Consider the following 18,018-nt stretch of genomic DNA (forward strand, 5'->3'; position numbering starts at 1 on the left):
GGAATCCGTCTCGTGGGCGGCTTCCTGAGCACGGACGAACTGCGTCATCCGCACGTGACGGCCCGCATTCACTTCATCACTCAAAGGATGTTCACCATGAAGCTTCGCAAGGTCACCGCCGCGACCGCCGCAGCTCTTGTCCTCGCCCTCACGGCAACGGCCTGTGGAGGCGACGACGACAAGAGCGACACCGGCTCCGGCGGCGGCGACAAGATCAAGGTCGGCATCAAGTTCGACCAGCCCGGCATCGGCCTGAAGGAGCCCGACGGGTCCTTCTCCGGCTTCGACGTGGACGTGGCGACGTACGTGGCCAAGCAGCTCGGCTACGAGCCCGACAAGATCGAGTGGGTCGAGACCAAGAGCGCCGACCGCGAGACCGCCCTCGCCCGTGGCGACGTGAAGTTCATCGCGGCCTCGTACTCGATCAACGACAAGCGCAAGGCGAAGGTCGACTTCGCCGGCCCGTACCTGCTCGCCCACCAGGACCTGCTCGTCAAGGCGGACTCCACGATCGCCAAAGGCACGGACCTCAACGGCAAGAACCTCTGCTCCGTGACCGGCTCCACCTCGGCGCAGAACGTCCACGACACGATCGCCCCGAAGGCCAACCTGCGCGAGAACTCGGGCTACTCGGAGTGCATCGCCGCCCTGCAGAGCGGTGCCGTCGACGCGGTGACCACGGACGACTCGATCCTCGCGGGCTTCGCCGCCCAGGACAAGTACAAGGGTCAGTTCAAGCTGGCGGGCCTCAAGCTGAGCAACGAGAACTACGGCATCGGCGTCAAGAAGGGCGACACCGCGACCGTGAACAAGATCAACACCGCGCTGGAGAAGATGGTCAGCGACGGTGCCTGGGAGACCGCGGTCAAGGACAACTTCGGTCCGGCCGGCTACAAGAGCGAGCCGGCTCCGAAGATCGGCGTCATCGTCAGCTAGCCCAGGGTTGCGCAGGTGCGCCGCCGCCCACCGCGATCAGGGCAGCGGCGCGCCGCGTCTGCCACGCACACCACGTACGCCATATACGCCTCACACCCGGAAGCGCGGGGATCGTGTTCGACTTTCTTGATGGTTACGACGTCCTCGGGGCGTTCTGGATGACGGTGAAACTCACCGCCCTCTCCGCCCTCGGCTCCCTGGTCTGGGGCACACTGCTGGCCGCCATGCGGGTCAGCCCGGTCCCGCTCATGCGCGGATTCGGCACCGCCTACGTGAACATCGTCCGCAACATCCCGCTGACGGTCATCATCGTCTTCACCTCACTCGGCCTCGCCGACATCTTCGGCATGACGATGGGCGCGTCCGACGACTTCAAAGCCCAGGGCTTCCGGCTGGCGGTGCTCGGCTTCGTCGCCTACACCGCGGCCTTCGTCTGCGAGGCACTGCGCTCCGGCATCAACACCGTGCCCCCGGGGCAGGCCGAGGCGGCCCGCGCCATCGGGCTGAGCTTCAGTCAGGTGCTGGGCCTCGTCGTGCTGCCGCAGGCGTTCCGGTCGGTCATCGGCCCGCTGGCCAACGTACTGATCGCACTGACCAAGAACACCACCGTGGCGGCCGCGATCGGCGTCGCCGAGGCCGCGAGTCTGATGAAGACGATGATCGAGAACGAGGCGCAGTTGGTGCTCATCGGCGTGGTCTTCGCCTTCGGGTTCGTGGTGCTCACCCTGCCCACCGGACTCGCCCTCGGCTGGCTGAGCAAGCGACTGGCGGTGAAGCGATGACCTCCGTCCTCTACGACGCACCGGGCCCCCGCGCCAAACAGCGCAACGTGGTCCTCACGATCGTCTTCTTCGTCCTGCTCGCCCTGTTCCTGTGGTGGATCTGGCGGACGATGGACGACAAGGGGCAGCTGAAGTGGGCCCTGTGGGAGCCGTTCACCACGTCACAGGCCTGGACGACCTATCTGCTGCCCGGCCTCGCCAACACGATGAAGGCCGCGGCGCTCTCCATGGTGATCGCCCTTCCCCTGGGCGCGCTCCTGGGTATCGCACGGCTGTCCGACCACCGGTGGGTACGGATTCCGGCCGGCGCGGTGGTCGAGTTCTTCCGGTCCATTCCGGTGCTGCTGCTCATGCTGTTCGCCGCCGCGTTCTACGTCAGCTCCACGGACATCAGCAGTGAGTCCCGCCCCCTCTACGCGGTCGTCACCGGCCTGGTGCTCTACAACGCCTCGGTGCTCGCCGAGATCGTACGAGCGGGCATCCTGTCCCTTCCCAAGGGCCAGACGGAGGCCGCCCTCGCGGTCGGTCTGCGCAAGGGCCAGACGATGACGAACGTCCTGCTCCCGCAGGCCGTCACGGTCATGCTGCCGGCGATCGTCAGCCAGCTCGTCGTCATCGTGAAGGACACCGCGCTGGGCGGCGTCATGCTCGGGTTCACCGAGCTCCTCAACGCGCGCAGCACGCTCGCGGCGAACTACGCCAACGTCGTCGCGAGCTTCATCGTGGTGGCGGCCGTCTTCATCGTGATCAACTTCCTCATCACCACCTTCGCGAGCTGGCTCGAGGGCAGGCTGCGGCGCGGCAAGAAGTCGACCGGGGTGGTGCTCGGAGCGGCGACGGTGGCCGGCACGGAGGCGACCGGCGCGGGCGGCTCCATCTGACGGGCACTCAACTCGTACGACCTGCCCGGAGGCAGTGGTGTGGCCGGCACGGAGGCAGTGGCGCGTTCGCCACTGCCTCCGTCGTCTGTCGTCGCTGCCGGGTGCACATGGCGTACCAGGGGAAACGCCGAGTGTGTCGGGGCGGGCACCTGGGGTGCGTCCAGCTTGACCGGGTGGCGCGGAGTCTGTTGCATACGTTTTGTGATCGTGCACCCCGCTCCAACTTCCTGTTCACTTGTGTCGATGAAGACGTCGCTCTGGGCAGGGGGCGCCGCGCCATGGACCCGGTGATCATCGTCGGAGCGGGGCCGGTCGGGCTCACGCTGGCGCTTGCGCTGGCGCGCCAGGACGTCCCCTCGGTCGTCCTCGACGAGGGGCCGGGCAAGGACGACCAGCGCCCCGCGCGCACGGTCGTGCTGCGCGAGGACACCGCCGCGCTGCTGGAGCGGCTGACCGGTGCGCCGATCGCCGACGCCGGTTTCCACTGGGCCGGATGGCGGTCGATGCGGCGCAAGCAGGTGATGCGTCAGATCTCTTTCGACACCGAGGAGTCGGACGGGCCGACCGACGCGATCCCGTCGGGATTCGGGCAGGGGCCCGGGTCGGGGCTCGTCACGGAACCCGGCACGGAATCCGACGTCCCCCTGCACATCGCCCAGCACGTGCTGACCGGCGCCCTGCGGACCGCCATCGCGCGCGAGCGGCTCGTCGAGGTCGCCGTCAACAGCCGCCTCGACTCCGTCGAGCAGGAGCCGTCCGGCGTCACGGCACACACCCGCGGCCCGGGCGGCACCTGGTGGCGCGGCAGTTACCTGATCGGCTGCGACGGCCCGCGCTCCACGGTGCGCAAACTCCAGGACATCCGCTTCCCCGGACGTACGGCCGTGGAACGACACGCCGTTGCCGCGTTGCGTACGGAACTTCCGTGGCCCGGTGAGGCGTTGTTGCACCGGATGCCGCCGTGGCGGACGTCCGGGCCCTCGGCCGGGGAGATCACCGCCCGCCCGCTCCCCGACGGTGTGTGGCGCCTGGACTGGCTGCTGCCGCCCGGCAAGGACCTGGTCACACCCGAGCTCCTGGTGACCCGCGTCCGCGAGACCCTCGCGGGCTGGAGCGGCGGCACCACACCGCCGTACGACCTGCTCGACACGGGCGTCCACATCGTCCACCACCGGCTCGCCCGACGCTGGCGGGCCGGGCGGGTCTTCCTCGCCGGGGACGCCGCGCACCTGCTCGGCGCGCTCGGCACACAGGGGCTGGACGAGGGACTGCGGGACGCCGACAACCTCGCCTGGAAACTGGCCCTGGCCTGGCACCACGGCCCGCACGAGGCCCTGTTGGACAGCTACCAGACGGAGCGGCGCGCGGCCGTCTCCGCCCGGCTGCGCGCCGCCGACCAGGCGCTGCCGCTGCTGCGCGGCGGTGCGGGGCTGCGGTCGTATGTCCCCGGGGCAGCCCGCGGACACGACTCACTGCTCACTGACGGTCACCTGGGGCGCGGAATCCTGGGCGGGCCGGGGACGTACGGCCATTCGCCGCTGGCGCCCCGCCACATCGAGGCGGAGATCTCGGTGGACACCCCGCCCGGCGCGCAGGTGACGGACGTACAGGTCACCGCCGAGGACGGTTCCTTCGTGCGGCTGCGGGAGCGGCTGGGCCGCGGTGCGCTGCTGGTCGTGCTGATCGCTCCGGGTACGGGCGTGTGGGAGCGCAAGCACTGGGTGAGCGCCGGGATCATGCCCCGGCTGGCGGCGGCGGTGGCCGCGCTGCCGCATCCGGCCGAGCTGCTGGTCACCGAGAGCTATCCGGGCGCCGCCGCCCACACCGTACTGCTGGTCCGCCCGGACGGGCACCTCGTCACGGCGCTGAGCGGGGTACGCCCGGCCGACCTGTACGCGGCGGCCGAGGCGACGCTGGGCGGGCCTCCGCAGGACAGGACGGACGACAGGGCCGACGGGACGGGCAGGGCCGAGAAGGCGCACGCGACGGCGAACACTCAAGCCGCGGCAGGCACCCGCTGACACCTGCCCTCCCTCCGCACCGTCGCTCTCTCCCGCCCGCTCGTCACCACGCGTCCACATGGTGACAACGAGTTGACCGGTCGGCACCGTCATGCTGTACTCCGGAGCGTGACCGACACTGACACCGATGTGCGCCTGTGGCGGAGGGTCCATATGGACCTCGTCCGCTATGCGGGCTGCGTGTGTCGTCCGTCCTGCTGAATTCGCATCCCTTTTTCTCGCGCGCGCCGCTCTTCCGCGCCGTCGCGCGCTCCCCGCGAACGTCACCAGGACGGTACCCGTGTCCGTGTCACCCTCCGTATCCGCAGCCACCCGGATCTCCGGGACTCCCAAGACCCCGACGCAGGCGGACCTGCTCGACTTCGTACGGCGTACGGCCGCCGACGCCGAGCTGATCGCCTCCCTGCCGCTCGATCCCGAGGGCCGCACCTGGGTGCGCCTCGACGGCCCCGGCGGCAGCGAGGCCTGGCTGATCGGCTGGCCGCCCGGCACCGGCACCGGCTGGCACGACCACGCCGACTCGGTCGGTGCCTTCCTCACCGCGGCCGGCGAGCTCAAGGAGAACTCGCTCGCCGCCCGGCTGCCCACCGACGGCTGGAAGACCCTGGAACTCACCGAGGGCGTCGACCGGGAGCGGCGACTGCCGGAGGGCCGGGGCCGGGGCTTCGGCCGCCACCATGTGCACGAGGTGCTCAACGAGTCCCGCGACCAGCACGCGATCTCGGTCCACGCCTACTATCCGCCGCTGCCACAGATCCGCCGCTACAGCCGCACGGGACAGGTGCTGCGCCTGGAGCACGTCGAGCGCCCGCAGGACTGGCAGTGAGCGAGCAGCCGGTCGGCATCGCCGAGTTGCTGGACCGCGTGCGCGAGACCTACACGCGCGTGGAGACACACGAGACGTACGAGGCCGCACAGGCCGGCGAGGCGCTGCTGGTGGACATCCGGTACGCGGCCCTGCGGGAGCGCGACGGTCTGATCCCCGGCGCGCTCGTGGTCGAGCGCAACGAGCTGGAGTGGCGCCTCGACCCCCTGGGCAGCCATCGCGCGCCTCAGGCGACCGGCCACGACCTGCGGGTCGTGGTGATCTGCAACGAGGGATACGCGTCGAGCCTCGCGGCCGTGTCCCTGCAGCAGTTGGGGCTGCACAGGGCGACCGACCTGGTCGGAGGGTTCCAGGCGTGGCGGGCGGCGGGGCTTCCGGTGACGGCGCAGACAGCCTGACACCCCAAGTCGCCGTACCGTCCGTCCGGCCCTGAACGCGGTCGGCGCCCCCGCGCGTCCACCGTTGTTCAGGGCCGGGACGCGGACCTCCCGAGCGGGCAACTGCTTCTCGGGTCGGCCAACCTCCGGCGCCACCGGGCTCAGAACTCCTCGTCCGCAAGGAACTCGGTGTCCTCGCCTTCCTCCTCCAGCGCCTGCCGTACGACCCGCAGGGCCATGCCCTGGGGGTAGCCCTTGCGGGCGAGCATGCCCGCGAGGCGTCGCAGCCTCTTGTCGCGGTCGAGACCGCGTGTCGCACGCAGTTTGCGGGCGACGAGCTCACGTGCGGTCGTCTCCTCCTGCTCGGAGTCGAGCTGTCCGACGGCCTCGTCGATGAGCGTCGCGTCCACGCCCTTGGTGCGCAGTTCCTGTACGAGTGCCCGCCGGGCCAGGCCCCGGCCGTGGTGGCGGGACTCGACCCAGGCGTCCGCGAACGCGCTGTCGTTGATCAGTCCGACCTCCTCGAACCTCGACAGCACCGCCTCGGCCACCTCGTCCGGGATCTCGCGCTTGCGCAGGGCGTCCGCGAGCTGCTTCCGCGTACGCGGGGTCCCGGTGAGCAGGCGCAGACAGATACCCCGCGCCCGCTCAGCCGGGTCCGCCGGCGGCTCCGCCCTCTCGGCCCTCGACGAGGAGACGGAACCTCCGTCCTGGGGGTCGTCGCCGGCCGACTCTCCGAAGCCACGCTGCCGACGACGACCACGCCTACCGTGCGATCCCTCACCGCGTGAGCCGCCTTCGCCGTACGCGCCGCTCTCAGCGCTCAGGGCACCGCCGCCACGGCGCCCCCCGGCTCCCGGAGAACCGACGCCGCGGCGTCGGCCGTCCCCCGGCAGACCCGCACCGCGCCGTGGTCCGTCGTCTCCGTCACCCTCGTACACCCCGTCGCCTTCACGGGCCCCGTGGCCACCCCCGTATGGCCCGGCGTCCCCGTAGGCGCTGTCACCGCCCCCGGCAGAGCCCCCGCCGCCCCGGTCCTCCGAGGTGCCGGGGTGGGTGTACTCGGCCCAGTCGGTTCGTCGTGTCACGGCGGGCTAGCTCTTGACCGCCGTGGCCGTTGCCTTGGCCTTGGTGGTCTTGGCCGCCGGGGCGGGCACCGTCTTGGCGGCCTCGTCCGAGGCGACCGTGACCGCCGCGTCCGCGCCCGGCTCGGCAGTGGGCTTCTCCGGCTTCACACCGACCCCCAGCTTCTCCAGGATCTTCTTCTCGATCTCGTTGGCGAGGTCGGGGTTGTCCTTAAGGAAGTTGCGCGCGTTCTCCTTGCCCTGGCCGAGCTGGTCGCCCTCGTACGTGTACCAGGCGCCGGCCTTGCGGACGAAGCCGTTCTCCACGCCCATGTCGATCAGACCGCCCTCGCGGCTGATGCCGTGCCCGTAGAGGATGTCGAACTCGGCCTGCTTGAACGGCGGCGCGACCTTGTTCTTGACGACCTTGACGCGGGTGCGGTTGCCGACCGCGTCGGTGCCGTCCTTCAGCGTCTCGATACGCCGGATGTCGAGCCGCACCGAGGCGTAGAACTTGAGCGCCCGGCCGCCGGTCGTGGTCTCCGGCGAGCCGAACATCACGCCGATCTTCTCGCGGAGCTGGTTGATGAAGATCGCGGTGGTCCCGGACTGGCTCAGCGCACCGGTGATCTTGCGGAGCGCCTGGCTCATCAGACGAGCCTGCAGACCCACGTGCGAGTCACCCATCTCGCCCTCGATCTCCGCGCGCGGCACGAGTGCCGCGACGGAGTCGATGACGATGAGGTCGAGGGCACCGGAGCGGACCAGCATGTCCACGATCTCCAGGGCCTGCTCGCCGTTGTCCGGCTGGGACAGGATCAGGTTGTCGATATCGACGCCGAGCTTCTTCGCGTACTCCGGGTCGAGGGCGTGCTCCGCGTCGATGAACGCGACCTGGCCGCCGGCCTTCTGGGCGTTCGCCACCGCGTGCAGGGTCAGGGTCGTCTTGCCGGAGGACTCCGGGCCGTAGACCTCCACCACTCGGCCGCGCGGCAGGCCGCCGACACCGAGGGCGACGTCGAGTGCGGTCGACCCGGTGGGGATGACCTCGATGGGCTCATTCGGCCGTTCACCCAGGCGCATCACCGCGCCCTTGCCGAACTGTCGTTCAATCTGCGCGAGTGCGGCGTCCAACGCCTTGTCGCGGTCGGTTCCTGCCATGGGTTCCACCCGATTTGCTTGAGTCGATCGCTTCACGTCAAAGACGCTAACGCCTGCCACTGACAATGCGCCCCGACGCCCGTCCGGCCTGTGGATAACTCGGGCACATCTCCATGAAAACCCTGACGAAATCCCCGTCGCGAGCCTCGCCGGAACCTCAATCAGAATGGATGTTCGATTTCCGTGTCAAGCGCGACACCCGGCACCTCCGAGAGTAGGTTCGCGACGCGCCAAGGGCCGGGATGTCGGGTTCGACACCCCAGGCGCACACGGCATGGGGAGTCCACGACCGGACAGGGCGGTGTCGAGCACCTCTGTCACACGGCAGGCGGCCGCACGGCCTCCGTCCCGGGCAGGGCGGCGGCCAGGGCTCAGCTCAGGCGGGCGTGGAGCCTTCCCCCGACGACGGCCCCGACCCCGGTCCGGGCGCCTCCGCGGAGTGCGCCGAGTCCTCGGCGCCGGCACCCTGCCGCCCCTCCAACAGGTTCCGCAGCCGCGTGAGGATGCTCGTGCCCCGGCTGCGGTGCCCCTGGACACGAGGGTCGTCCGTGACGTCGTACCGCTTCACGTACGCCCCCAGGAACGCCTGGAGCGTGGCGACCGCCGGGATGGCGATCAGCGCGCCGACGGCGCCGAGGAGCGCGGTGCCGGCGATGACCGAGCCGAAGGCGACCGCGGGATGGATGTCGACGGTCTTCGCGGTCAGCTTGGGCTGCAGCACGTAGTTCTCGAACTGCTGGTAGAGCACGACGAAGACCAGCACCCACAGCGCATACCAGGGATCGACGGTGAAGGCGATCAGCATCGGCAGGGCGCCCGCGAGATACGTACCGATGGTCGGGATGAACTGCGACACCAATCCCACCCAGACGGCGAGCACGGGCGCGTACGGCACGCTCAGGAACTCCAGCAGGACGTAGTGGGCGACCCCGGAGATGAGCGCCATCAAGCCGCGCGAGTACAGATAGCCGCCGGTCTTGTCGACGGCGATCTCCCACGCGCGCAGCACCTCGGCCTGCCGGGCGGGCGGCAGTACGGAGCACAGCGCGCGGCGCAGTCTCGGCCCGTCGGCGGCGAAGTAGAACGCGAACAGTGTGATCATCAGCAGCTGGAAGAGGCCGCCCAGCACCTGGGCGGAGACGTCCAGGACACCGGTGGCGCTGTTCTGCACATAGCTGCGCAGCCAGTCGGAGCGGAGCAGGCCCTCCTGGACGTCCACCCGCTTCAGGTCGGAGTTGAAGTGCGCGTTGATCCAGCTGATGACGGAGTCGAGATAGGCCGGGAAGTCCTCGACGATCTTGATGATCTGGCCCGCGAGCATGGAGCCGAGCAGGGTGATGAACCCGGCGATCGCGATGAGCAGGCCGATGAAGACCAGGAAGGTGGCCAGTCCCCGGCGCATACCGCGCGACGCCATGCGGCTCACGGCGGGTTCTATCGCGAGCGCGGCGAAGAACGAGATGAGGAGGTTGATCAACAGGCCCGTGAGCTGGTGGAAGGCCCAACTGCCCAGCTGGAACAGGCCGACGAGGGCGAGCGCCAGCATCATGGCGCGGGGCAGCCACCGGGGCATGCGCGCGCCCTGCCCGGCGGTGTACCCGGCCGGGGGTGTGGGCGGCGTCGCGCCGAACGGGGGCGCCTGCTCTCCGAGCTGTCCGGTCTCGTCTGTGGATGCCACGGTGCAAGTCTCGCCCACGCCACCGACAATCAGTCGCCACCCTGCGATCCACGCGGCCTACCGGCGTCGTTTCCGTATGATTTCACCGGTTCTCCGACGGAACGTTCATGGCCGCGCACACCACACGCCACACGTCCTTTGCCTCCCAGCCGGCGTTCAGGGCCTCGTGCACGGTCCGTCCGCCGAGCTCCGTCATCACGTGGTCGCGCGCGAAGGTGTCGGCGTACCCCGAACCGAAGTGTTCCGCCATCCGCTGCCAGAAGACCGTCAACCGCATGACCTCAGTATCCCGCCCCTGAGAGTGGGCCGACGCCGGGACCGCTCGCCGGGACCGCTCGGCGCCCTACGGTCTGACGCATGGCCGAAACAGGAGCAGCCCCACTCCCCCCGACGCCCCCCACGCGTTCCCCGCTCTTCCGTGCCGAGCACTTCGTGTGGCTCACCGCGCGCGTGCTGGAGCAGCGCCGCTTCGCGTACCACTTCCTGAACGGAGGCGCCGACGCGGTCGAGACCGCGCTGGACGCCTACCGCAACGAGGACGGCGGATACGGCCACGCGCTGGAACCCGATCTGCGCGGCCCCGCCAGCCAGCCCCTGCACACCGCGCACGCGCTGCGTGTCCTGGACGCCATCGGGCGCTGCGGCGGGCAGCGGGTGGAGCGCGTGTGCCGCTATCTGACCTCGATCTCCGCACCGGACGGCGCGCTGCCGGCGATCCACCCCAGCCAGCGCGGCTATCCGGCGGCGCCGTTCATTCCGATCGTCACCGACCCGCCGAGTGAGCTCCTCGCCACGGGCCCGGTGGTGGGCCTGCTGCACCGCAACGAGGTGTGGCACGCCTGGCTGTTCCGGGCCACGGACTTCTGCTGGCAGGCGGTCGACTCCCTGGAGAAGTCCCATCCGTACGAGGTGGAGGCCGCCGTGGCCTTCCTGGACTCGGTCCCGGACCGCTCACGCGCGCAGGCGGCGGCCGACCGGCTGGGCCGCCTGGTACGCGAGCACCGGCTCGTGGCACTCGACCCGGAGCGCCTCGACGCCTTCCCGGTGGCGCCCGGCTACGCCCCGGGCGAGCACCACTTCCCGTACGACTACGCGAGGACGCCGGGCTCACTCGCGCGCGCGTGGTTCACGGACGAGGAGATGACACGTTCCCTGGACTTCCTCGCGGGCGAGCAGCGCGAGGACGGCGGCTGGCCCATTCGCTGGCGCGCGTGGGCACCGGGCACTGCCCTGGAGGCACGCCCCATGGTGACGGTCGAGGCACTGCGCACCCTGAAGGCGTACGGCCGCCCCATCGGCTGACGTCACGAACATGGGCACACGTCCGGCGCTCAGCCGGTCATCGCCCGGACCCCCGCCGTCACCACCACGGCCGCCGCGACGACGACCAGGAAGGGAGCACGCAGCACCAGCGCCACGGCGGCTGCGGCGAGCCCTGCGGCCCTCGCGTCCAGGACGAGCACCCGCCCGTCGGCGAAGGCCTGCTGGGCCGTGAGAGCGGCTAGGAGAGCCACGGGCAGCAGGGCCGCCAGCCGCCTGACGAGCGGCCGTTCCAGGACACTGGCGGGCACGAGGAGCCCGACGAGCTTGACGACGTAACAGCCAAGGGCGGTCGCACCGATGGCGATCCAGACGTTCAACGGTCCGCCCCCTTCCCGTCCGTCCTTCCCTTGCGCGCCCCACGACGGCCCTGGACCCAGAGGACGGCCGGCGCCGCGAGCGCGGCCACCAGGACGGGCACACCGGCAGGCAGTACGGGCAGCAGGCCGAGCCCCAGCACCACGGCCAGGCCGGCGACAGCGCGCTCGACGCCGGACTTCAGCATCGGCGCGAGCAGTGCCAGGAAGACAGCGGGCCCGGCAGCGTCCAGACCCCAGGCATCGGTGTCCCCGATGGCCTCGGCCCCCAGCCCGCCGAGCAGCGTCGTGAGGTTCCACAACATGTACAGGCTGAGTCCGGTGACGGCGAACCCGATACGGGCGCCGCGTCGCGCGGGCTGCGCCAGGGCGACCACCGCGGTCTCGTCGATGACCCATTGGGCCGCGAACGGACGCACCGCGCGCGGGAGGGCCAACAACTGCGAAAGACGCAGCCCGTAGAAGGCGTTGCGCACTCCCAGGAAGAAGGCACCCGCTGCCGCGGTCAGCGGATTGCCGCCGGCCGCGAGCGCGCCCACGAGCGCGAACTGGGAGGCCCCGGTGAACACCAGAAGGCTGAGCGCACAGGTCTGCGCAAGCGTGAGCCCATTGCCGACCGACGTCACCCCGAAGGCGAAACCGGACAGTCCGACGGCGACCCCGACTCCGAGGGCGTCTCGTACGACGGCGGCGTCCGGCCTGCCTCCGTCGTCGGCACCTATGTCTGCGCGAGCTGTCTGTTCTGCCACCCGTCGGACGGTAGGAGCAGGTGCCCCGTCGGGTCTTGTACGTTCTTGCGCTCTCGCTGGTATGCCCCTGGGGGCACGCCCACGATCCGGGTGAAGTGCCGGTTGAGGTGCGGCTGATCGGTGAAGCCGACGGCGACGGCCGCGTCGGCGGGTGCGGTGCCCGCGTCCAGCAGTCGCCGCGCCCGACGCACGCGCGCGTCCGTCAGCCAGGCGTGCGGCGGCAACCCGTACGTGTCCCGGAACGCCCGCAGCAGCGCGAAAGGGCTGGTGCCCAGGTCTTTGGCGAGTTTCTCCAGAGTCGGCGGCCCGGCCATCGTCTCCTCCAGCACAGCACGCGCGCGTGCCGCGATCCGCCCGCCCGCCGTGGGCACCACCCGTTCCTGAAGGGCCCCGCCGTTGAGCCGGAGCAGCCGGGTCACCACCACCCGCAGCAGTGTGTCGGCCGCCAACGCGTTGCCCTGCTCGGCCGCACGCAGCACCTCATGCACGAGCGTGACCGAGTACGGATCGTCGAACACGGGAGCGACAAAGCCCGGGGTCCCCCGAATCACCGTGCTCTCCGCGGCGATCTCGGCCAGCACATCGGGCGCCGGGTAGACAGCCCCGTACCGCCACCCCTCGGGAACCCCCGCCCGCCCCGTATGCGGCGTATCGGGATTGACCAGCGCGAGCGCACCCGGCCCGGCGTACTGGTCGACCCCCCGATGACGGAAGACCTCCGCCCCTTCGGTGATGGCGGCGATGACGAAGTTCTCATGCGTGTGCCGAACAAAGGTCTTGTGGATGTATCGCGCACGCAGAAGATCGACACCGGGCAGTTCCGCGTACCGCCAGTGCCGAGCCAGCTCACCCGAACCCGCCATACCCCCATTCTCCGCGACGGAGACCCAGCTCGCCGAGGCGCACCACACAGCCGCAGCCGCGGCCCCGACCCACAACGCAACAGCAGACACGCCCCCGGGAAGCCCGCACACCACCTCACCACCGCCCGACCGCCCCACCATCGGTGGAAAAAGCGCAGGTCAGAGCAATTGTCAGTACCGAGGTGCAGGATGGACGCATGGTCAGCTCCGCACACCGAGCCCTCGACGGCTTCTCCCCCGCGACCCGCGCCTGGTTCACGGGGGCCTTCTCCGCGCCCACCGCGGCCCAGGCCGGCGCGTGGGCGGCCATCGGCGAGGGCTCGGACGTGCTGGTGGTCGCGCCGACCGGCTCCGGCAAGACCCTGGCCGCGTTTCTCGCTGCCCTCGACCAGCTGACCTCGACACCCCCGCCGGCCGACCCCCACAAACGCTGCCGCGTGCTCTACGTGTCACCGCTCAAGGCCCTCGCGGTCGACGTGGAACGCAACCTGCGCAGCCCCCTCACGGGCATCCGCCAGGAATCCGTACGCCTGGGGCTGCCCGAGCCCGAGGTCAAGGTGGGCATCCGCTCCGGCGACACCCCGCCCGCCGAGCGCCGCGCCCTGGCCACCCGCCCGCCTGACATCCTGATCACCACCCCCGAGTCGCTGTTCCTGATGCTCACGTCGGCCACGCGCGACGCGTTGACGGGCGTGGAGACGGTGATCCTGGACGAGGTGCACGCGGTCGCGGGCACCAAACGCGGCGCGCATCTCGCACTCTCCCTGGAGCGGCTGGACGAACTGCTGCCGAGGCCCGCCCGGCGCATCGGCCTCTCCGCGACCGTCCGCCCGGTCGACGAGATCGCGCGTTACCTCTCCCCCCAGCGCAAGGTGGAGATCGTCCAGCCCAAGTCCGACAAGGAGTTCGATCTCTCGGTCGTCGTCCCGGTGGAGGACCTGGGCGAACTGGGCGGTTCCCCGGTCGCCGACGCGAACGAGGGCGCCGGAAAGCCGTCCATCTGGCCGCACGTCGAGGAGCGGATCGCCGATCTCGTCCAGGCGCACCGCTCGACGATCGTGTTCGCCAACTCCCGGCGCCTCGCGGAGCGTCTGTGCAACCGGCTCAACGAGATCGCGTACGAACGGGCCACCGGCGAGACCCTCACCGAACACCACGCTCCCGCGGAGCTGATGGGCGGCTCGGGCGCGGCCCAGGGCGCGCCTCCGGTCATCGCCCGGGCGCACCACGGATCGGTGTCCAAGGAGCAGCGCGCGCTCGTCGAGGAGGACCTCAAGGCGGGCCGGCTGCCCGCCGTGGTGGCCACCTCCAGCCTCGAACTGGGTATCGACATGGGTGCCGTGGACCTGGTCATCCAGGTCGAGTCGCCCCCGTCCGTGGCCTCCGGGCTGCAGCGTGTCGGCCGCGCCGGGCACCAGGTGGGCGCGGTCTCCACGGGCGTCGTCTTCCCCAAGTACCGGGGTGACCTCGTCCAGGCGGCGGTGGTCACCGAGCGCATGCGCACCGGTTCCATCGAGTCCCTGAGGGTCCCCGCCAACCCCCTGGACGTCCTCGCCCAGCAACTCGTCGCGATGGTGGCACTGGACACCTGGCAGGTCGACGACCTGCTGGCCACGGTCCGCCGGGCGGCGCCCTTCGCCTCCCTCCCGGAGTCGGCGTTCACCGCGGTCCTCGACATGCTTGCGGGCCGCTATCCGTCCGACGCGTTCGCGGAGTTGCGCCCGCGCGTGGTGTGGGACCGCGTCGCCGGCACCGTGACCGGTCGTCCGGGCGCGCAGCGGCTCGCCGTCACCTCCGGGGGCACGATTCCCGACCGCGGGCTCTTCGGGGTCTTCCTCGCCGGCGCCGACCCCAAGAAGGGCGGCGGCCGGGTCGGCGAACTGGACGAGGAGATGGTGTACGAGTCCCGCGTGGGGGACGTCTTCACGCTCGGTACGAGCTCCTGGCGCATCGAGGACATCACCCGGGACCGCGTCCTGGTCTCCCCCGCTCCCGGGGTTCCCGGCCGCCTCCCCTTCTGGAAGGGCGACCAGCTGGGCCGCCCGCTCGAACTGGGCCGCGCGGTGGGCGCGTTCCTGCGCGAGGTCGGCTCCCTGCCCGAGGAGGACGCCCGCCTGCGCCTTCTCGCCGCCGGACTCGACACCTGGGCCGCCGGCAACGTGCTCTCCTACCTGGCCGAACAGCGCGAGGCCTGCGGTCACATCCCGGACGACCGCACCATCGTCGTGGAGCAGTTCCGCGACGAACTCGGCGACTGGCGGGTCGTCGTCCACTCCCCCTTCGGCGCCCAGGTCCACGCCCCGTGGGCGCTCGCGCTCAGCGCCCGCCTCTCCGAGCGGTACGGCATGGACGCCCAGGTCATGCACGCCGACGACGGCATCGTGCTGCGCCTCCCGGACGCCGATCTGATGAGCCTGGACCTGCTCGACCAGGAACCGGTGAAAACCGGCATGGAGTACGACGCCGAGAAGGCGCCCGTAGGCGCCGCCGACGTCGCCTTCGACAAGGGCGAGGTCAACCAGATCGTCACCGACCAGGTGGGCGGCTCGGCCCTGTTCGCGGCCCGTTTCCGCGAGTGCGCCGCGCGCGCCCTGCTGCTCCCGCGCCGCAGCCCCGGCAAACGCACCCCGCTGTGGCAGCAACGCCAGCGGGCCTCCCAGCTGCTCCAGGTGGCAAGCGAGTTCGGTTCGTTCCCCATCGTTCTCGAAGCGGTCCGCGAGTGCCTCCAGGACGTCTTCGACGTGCCCGGGCTCGTGGAACTGATGGGCGACATCGAGTCCCGCAAGGTCCGCCTGGTCGAGGTCACCACCCCCGAGCCCTCCCCCTTCGCCCGCTCCCTCCTCTTCGGGTACGTCGCACAGTTCCTTTACGAGGGTGACTCGCCGCTGGCCGAGCGGCGCGCCGCCGCCCTGTCGCTGGACTCGCGGCTGCTGGCCGAGCTGCTGGGCCAGGCGGAGCTGCGCGAACTGCTCGACGCCGAGGTGCTGACCGAACTGGAGCGGGAACTCCAGTGGCTCACCGAGGACCGACGCGCGAAGGACGCCGAAAGCGTCGCGGACCTGCTGCGCCTGCTCGGCCCGCTCACCGACGCCGAGCTGGCCGAGCGCGGCGCCGATCCGCAATGGGCCCGGGAGCTGGCAGGCGCCCGCCGCGCGATCCGGGTCCGCATCGGCGGCGCCGACCACTGGGCGGCGATCGAGGACGCGGGCCGCCTGCGCGACGCGCTCGGCACAGCGCTGCCTGTGGGCGTCCCGGAGGCCTTCACCGAGCCGGTCAAGGACCCGCTCGGTGACCTCCTCGCCCGCCACGCCCGCACCCACGGCCCGTTCACCTCGGCCACGACGGCGGCCCGTTTCGGCCTGGGCGTGGCGGTCACCGAGGGCGCGCTTCAGCGGCTGGCGGCGAACGGCCGTGTCGTACAAGGGGAGTTCCATCCGGCGGGCATCGGCCAGGAGTGGTGCGACGCGGCAGTCCTGCGCCGCCTCCGGCGCCGCTCCCTGGCCGCCCTGCGGCACGAACTGGAGCCGGTGCCGCCCGCGGCGCTCGCGCAGTTCCTGCCGCAGTGGCAGCACGTCGGCAAGGGCCACGGGCTGCGCGGTGTCGACGGGCTGGTGCGCGCGGTCGAGCAGTTGCAGGGTGCCTCCGTGCCGGCGTCCGCCCTGGAGAAGCTGGTCCTGCCGTCCCGGGTGGCGAACTACGCCCCCGCGATGCTCGACGAACTCACGGCGGCCGGGGAGATCGTCTGGGCCGGGGCGGGCGCCCTCCCCGGCAAGGACGGCTGGGTGTCCCTGTACCTGGCGGACGCGGCCCCGCTGCTCCTGTCCCCGCCCCACCCCCTGGAACCCACCGCACTCCACCAGTCCGTCCTGGACGCACTCACCGGGGGCTACGGGCTCTTCTTCCGCCAGGTCGCCGACCAGGTCCGCGCCACCACGCACCCGGACGCCACGGATCCCCAGCTGGCCGACACCGTCTGGGACCTGGCCTGGTCGGGCCGGCTCACGAACGACACGCTCGCCCCGATGCGCTCCCTCCTCGGCTCGGGCCGTACGGCTGGCTCGACGGCACACCGGGCGAAACGCGCCGTCCCGCGTGGCAGGTACGGCTCGCTGACGTCCGCCGCACGCCCCGCCTCGCGCAGTGGCCCGCCGACCGTGGCCGGCCGCTGGTCCCTGCTCCCCGGACCCGAGCCCGACCCCACCGTCCGCGCCCACGCCCTGGCCCGCACCCTGCTCGACCGCCACGGCGTGGTGACCCGGGGAGCCGTTTCGGCGGAGGGCGTCGAGGGCGGCTTCTCAGCCGTGTACCGCGTCCTCTCCGCCTTCGAGGACAGCGGCCAGGCCCGTCGCGGCTACGTGGTGGAGGGCCTCGGCGCCGCCCAGTTCGCCATGGACGGCGCGGTGGACCGCCTCCGGGCAACAGCGAACGCCCGGGACCGCGGCGACTCCCGCCCCGCCCCGGCCTTCGGCACCGGCACGGCCGACGCCCACGACGTCGGGCTCTCTGCCGGCCATGACTTCGCGGCGGACTTCGACCTCGACTTCAGCGCCGCGTCCCCCCACGCCCCCGGCGCGCAGCACGGACACGCCTCCACCCACGGTTTCGCCGGAAACACCCTGTCCCGGGCCCCCTCCTCCGAAGCCACCCGTGCCCTCGTCCTCGCCGCCGCCGATCCGGCGAACGCGTACGGTGCCGCGCTCCCCTGGCCCGAGCCCCCGACCGGCGCCGGCCACAAACCGGGCCGCAAGGCCGGTTCACTGGTGGTACTGGTCGACGGGGAACTGACGCTCTACATGGAGCGCGGCGGCAAGACACTGCTCGCCTGGCCCTCCGAACCGGACGGCCGGACCATCGAGGACCCGCGGCTGCACGCGGCGTCGGAAGCCCTCTCCGCAGCGGCCCGCGCGGGTTCCCTCGGCACCGTCACGGTGGAGCGGGTCAACGGGGCCTCGGCCCTGACCTCCCCCTTCGGCACCCTGCTGGAAGGAGCGGGCTTCATAGCCACCCCTCGCGGCCTCCGTCTGCGCGCCTGATCACCAGCCA

At 71.3% G+C, this 18,018-nt stretch carries 16 protein-coding genes; 9 read left to right on the forward strand and 7 right to left on the reverse strand.

The genetic code is table 11. The annotated features are described in order from the left end of the window. The first annotated feature begins 96 nt into the window (after positions 1–96). From ACW4TU_RS11090 to ACW4TU_RS11120, 7 genes are all read left to right on the forward strand, one after another. Positions 97–936, forward strand: a complete 840-nt coding sequence (locus tag ACW4TU_RS11090) for a glutamate ABC transporter substrate-binding protein (protein WP_457427097.1) — start codon at positions 97–99, stop codon at positions 934–936. Positions 937–1,049: 113 nt separating this feature from the next. Continuing rightward, a complete protein-coding gene (locus tag ACW4TU_RS11095; protein WP_457427099.1) occupies positions 1,050–1,718 on the forward strand; it encodes an amino acid ABC transporter permease in 669 nt (222 codons plus the stop codon). After that, a complete protein-coding gene (locus ACW4TU_RS11100; protein WP_457427101.1) occupies positions 1,715–2,599 on the forward strand; it encodes an amino acid ABC transporter permease in 885 nt (294 codons plus the stop codon). The genes ACW4TU_RS11095 and ACW4TU_RS11100 overlap by 4 nt, the downstream gene beginning before the upstream one ends. Before the next feature lie 278 nt (positions 2,600–2,877). Further along, entirely contained in the window at positions 2,878–4,620 is a 1,743-nt protein-coding gene (locus tag ACW4TU_RS11105) for an FAD-dependent monooxygenase (protein WP_457427103.1), read from the forward strand. Positions 4,621–4,773: 153 nt separating this feature from the next. Further along, on the forward strand, positions 4,774–4,821 hold the full coding sequence (locus ACW4TU_RS11110; protein ID WP_309506048.1) for a hypothetical protein: 48 nt from the start codon (positions 4,774–4,776) through the stop codon (positions 4,819–4,821). A gap of 79 nt (positions 4,822–4,900) precedes the next feature. Continuing rightward, positions 4,901–5,446: a cupin domain-containing protein gene (locus tag ACW4TU_RS11115; RefSeq protein WP_457427105.1), complete on the forward strand. Its 546-nt coding sequence runs from the start codon at positions 4,901–4,903 to the stop codon at positions 5,444–5,446. Further along, positions 5,437–5,844: a rhodanese-like domain-containing protein gene (locus ACW4TU_RS11120; protein WP_457430031.1), complete on the forward strand. Its 408-nt coding sequence runs from the start codon at positions 5,437–5,439 to the stop codon at positions 5,842–5,844. Before ACW4TU_RS11115 ends, ACW4TU_RS11120 begins: the two co-directional genes overlap by 10 nt. Before the next feature lie 140 nt (positions 5,845–5,984). Here the strand turns inward: ACW4TU_RS11120 and recX are convergent, their stop codons facing one another. From recX to ACW4TU_RS11140, 4 genes are all read right to left on the reverse strand, one after another. After that, a complete protein-coding gene (recX, locus tag ACW4TU_RS11125; protein ID WP_457427107.1) occupies positions 5,985–6,911 on the reverse strand; it encodes a recombination regulator RecX in 927 nt (308 codons plus the stop codon). A 6-nt stretch (positions 6,912–6,917) separates the two neighbouring features. Continuing rightward, a complete protein-coding gene (recA, locus tag ACW4TU_RS11130) occupies positions 6,918–8,048 on the reverse strand; it encodes a recombinase RecA (protein ID WP_457427109.1) in 1,131 nt (376 codons plus the stop codon). Between the two features lie 376 nt (positions 8,049–8,424). Beyond that, entirely contained in the window at positions 8,425–9,726 is a 1,302-nt protein-coding gene (locus tag ACW4TU_RS11135) for an AI-2E family transporter (protein WP_457427111.1), read from the reverse strand. A gap of 82 nt (positions 9,727–9,808) precedes the next feature. Then, the gene (locus ACW4TU_RS11140) at positions 9,809–10,003 is read right to left on the reverse strand and encodes a DUF3046 domain-containing protein (RefSeq protein ID WP_164318288.1); all 195 of its coding nucleotides are present in this window, start codon (positions 10,001–10,003) and stop codon (positions 9,809–9,811) included. 80 nt (positions 10,004–10,083) lie between these two features. On the opposite strand from ACW4TU_RS11140, the gene ACW4TU_RS11145 reads away from it, so the two are divergent. Continuing rightward, positions 10,084–11,028 (forward strand): hypothetical protein, encoded by a 945-nt coding sequence (locus ACW4TU_RS11145; protein WP_457427113.1) that lies wholly within the window; start codon positions 10,084–10,086, stop codon positions 11,026–11,028. 29 nt (positions 11,029–11,057) lie between these two features. Here ACW4TU_RS11145 and ACW4TU_RS11150 read toward each other — a convergent pair whose 3' ends face one another. Genes ACW4TU_RS11150 through ACW4TU_RS11160 form a run of 3 tightly spaced genes read right to left on the reverse strand, consistent with a single transcriptional unit; the run spans position 11,058 to position 12,975 of the window. After that, positions 11,058–11,366, reverse strand: coding sequence for an AzlD domain-containing protein (locus ACW4TU_RS11150; protein ID WP_457427115.1), 309 nt, complete (start codon positions 11,364–11,366; stop codon positions 11,058–11,060). Then, positions 11,363–12,112 (reverse strand): AzlC family ABC transporter permease, encoded by a 750-nt coding sequence (locus ACW4TU_RS11155; RefSeq protein WP_457427117.1) that lies wholly within the window; start codon positions 12,110–12,112, stop codon positions 11,363–11,365. Before ACW4TU_RS11155 ends, ACW4TU_RS11150 begins: the two co-directional genes overlap by 4 nt. Further along, the gene (locus ACW4TU_RS11160) at positions 12,082–12,975 is read right to left on the reverse strand and encodes an AraC family transcriptional regulator (RefSeq protein ID WP_457427119.1); all 894 of its coding nucleotides are present in this window, start codon (positions 12,973–12,975) and stop codon (positions 12,082–12,084) included. The genes ACW4TU_RS11155 and ACW4TU_RS11160 overlap by 31 nt, the downstream gene beginning before the upstream one ends. A 197-nt stretch (positions 12,976–13,172) precedes the next feature. Here ACW4TU_RS11160 and ACW4TU_RS11165 point away from each other — a divergent pair, with 197 nt between their 5' ends. Beyond that, complete coding sequence (locus ACW4TU_RS11165) at positions 13,173–18,008, forward strand: ATP-dependent helicase (protein ID WP_457427122.1); 4,836 nt, start codon at positions 13,173–13,175, stop codon at positions 18,006–18,008. The last annotated feature ends 10 nt before the right edge of the window (positions 18,009–18,018 follow it).

Source organism: Streptomyces kryoterrae, from assembly GCF_054072135.1.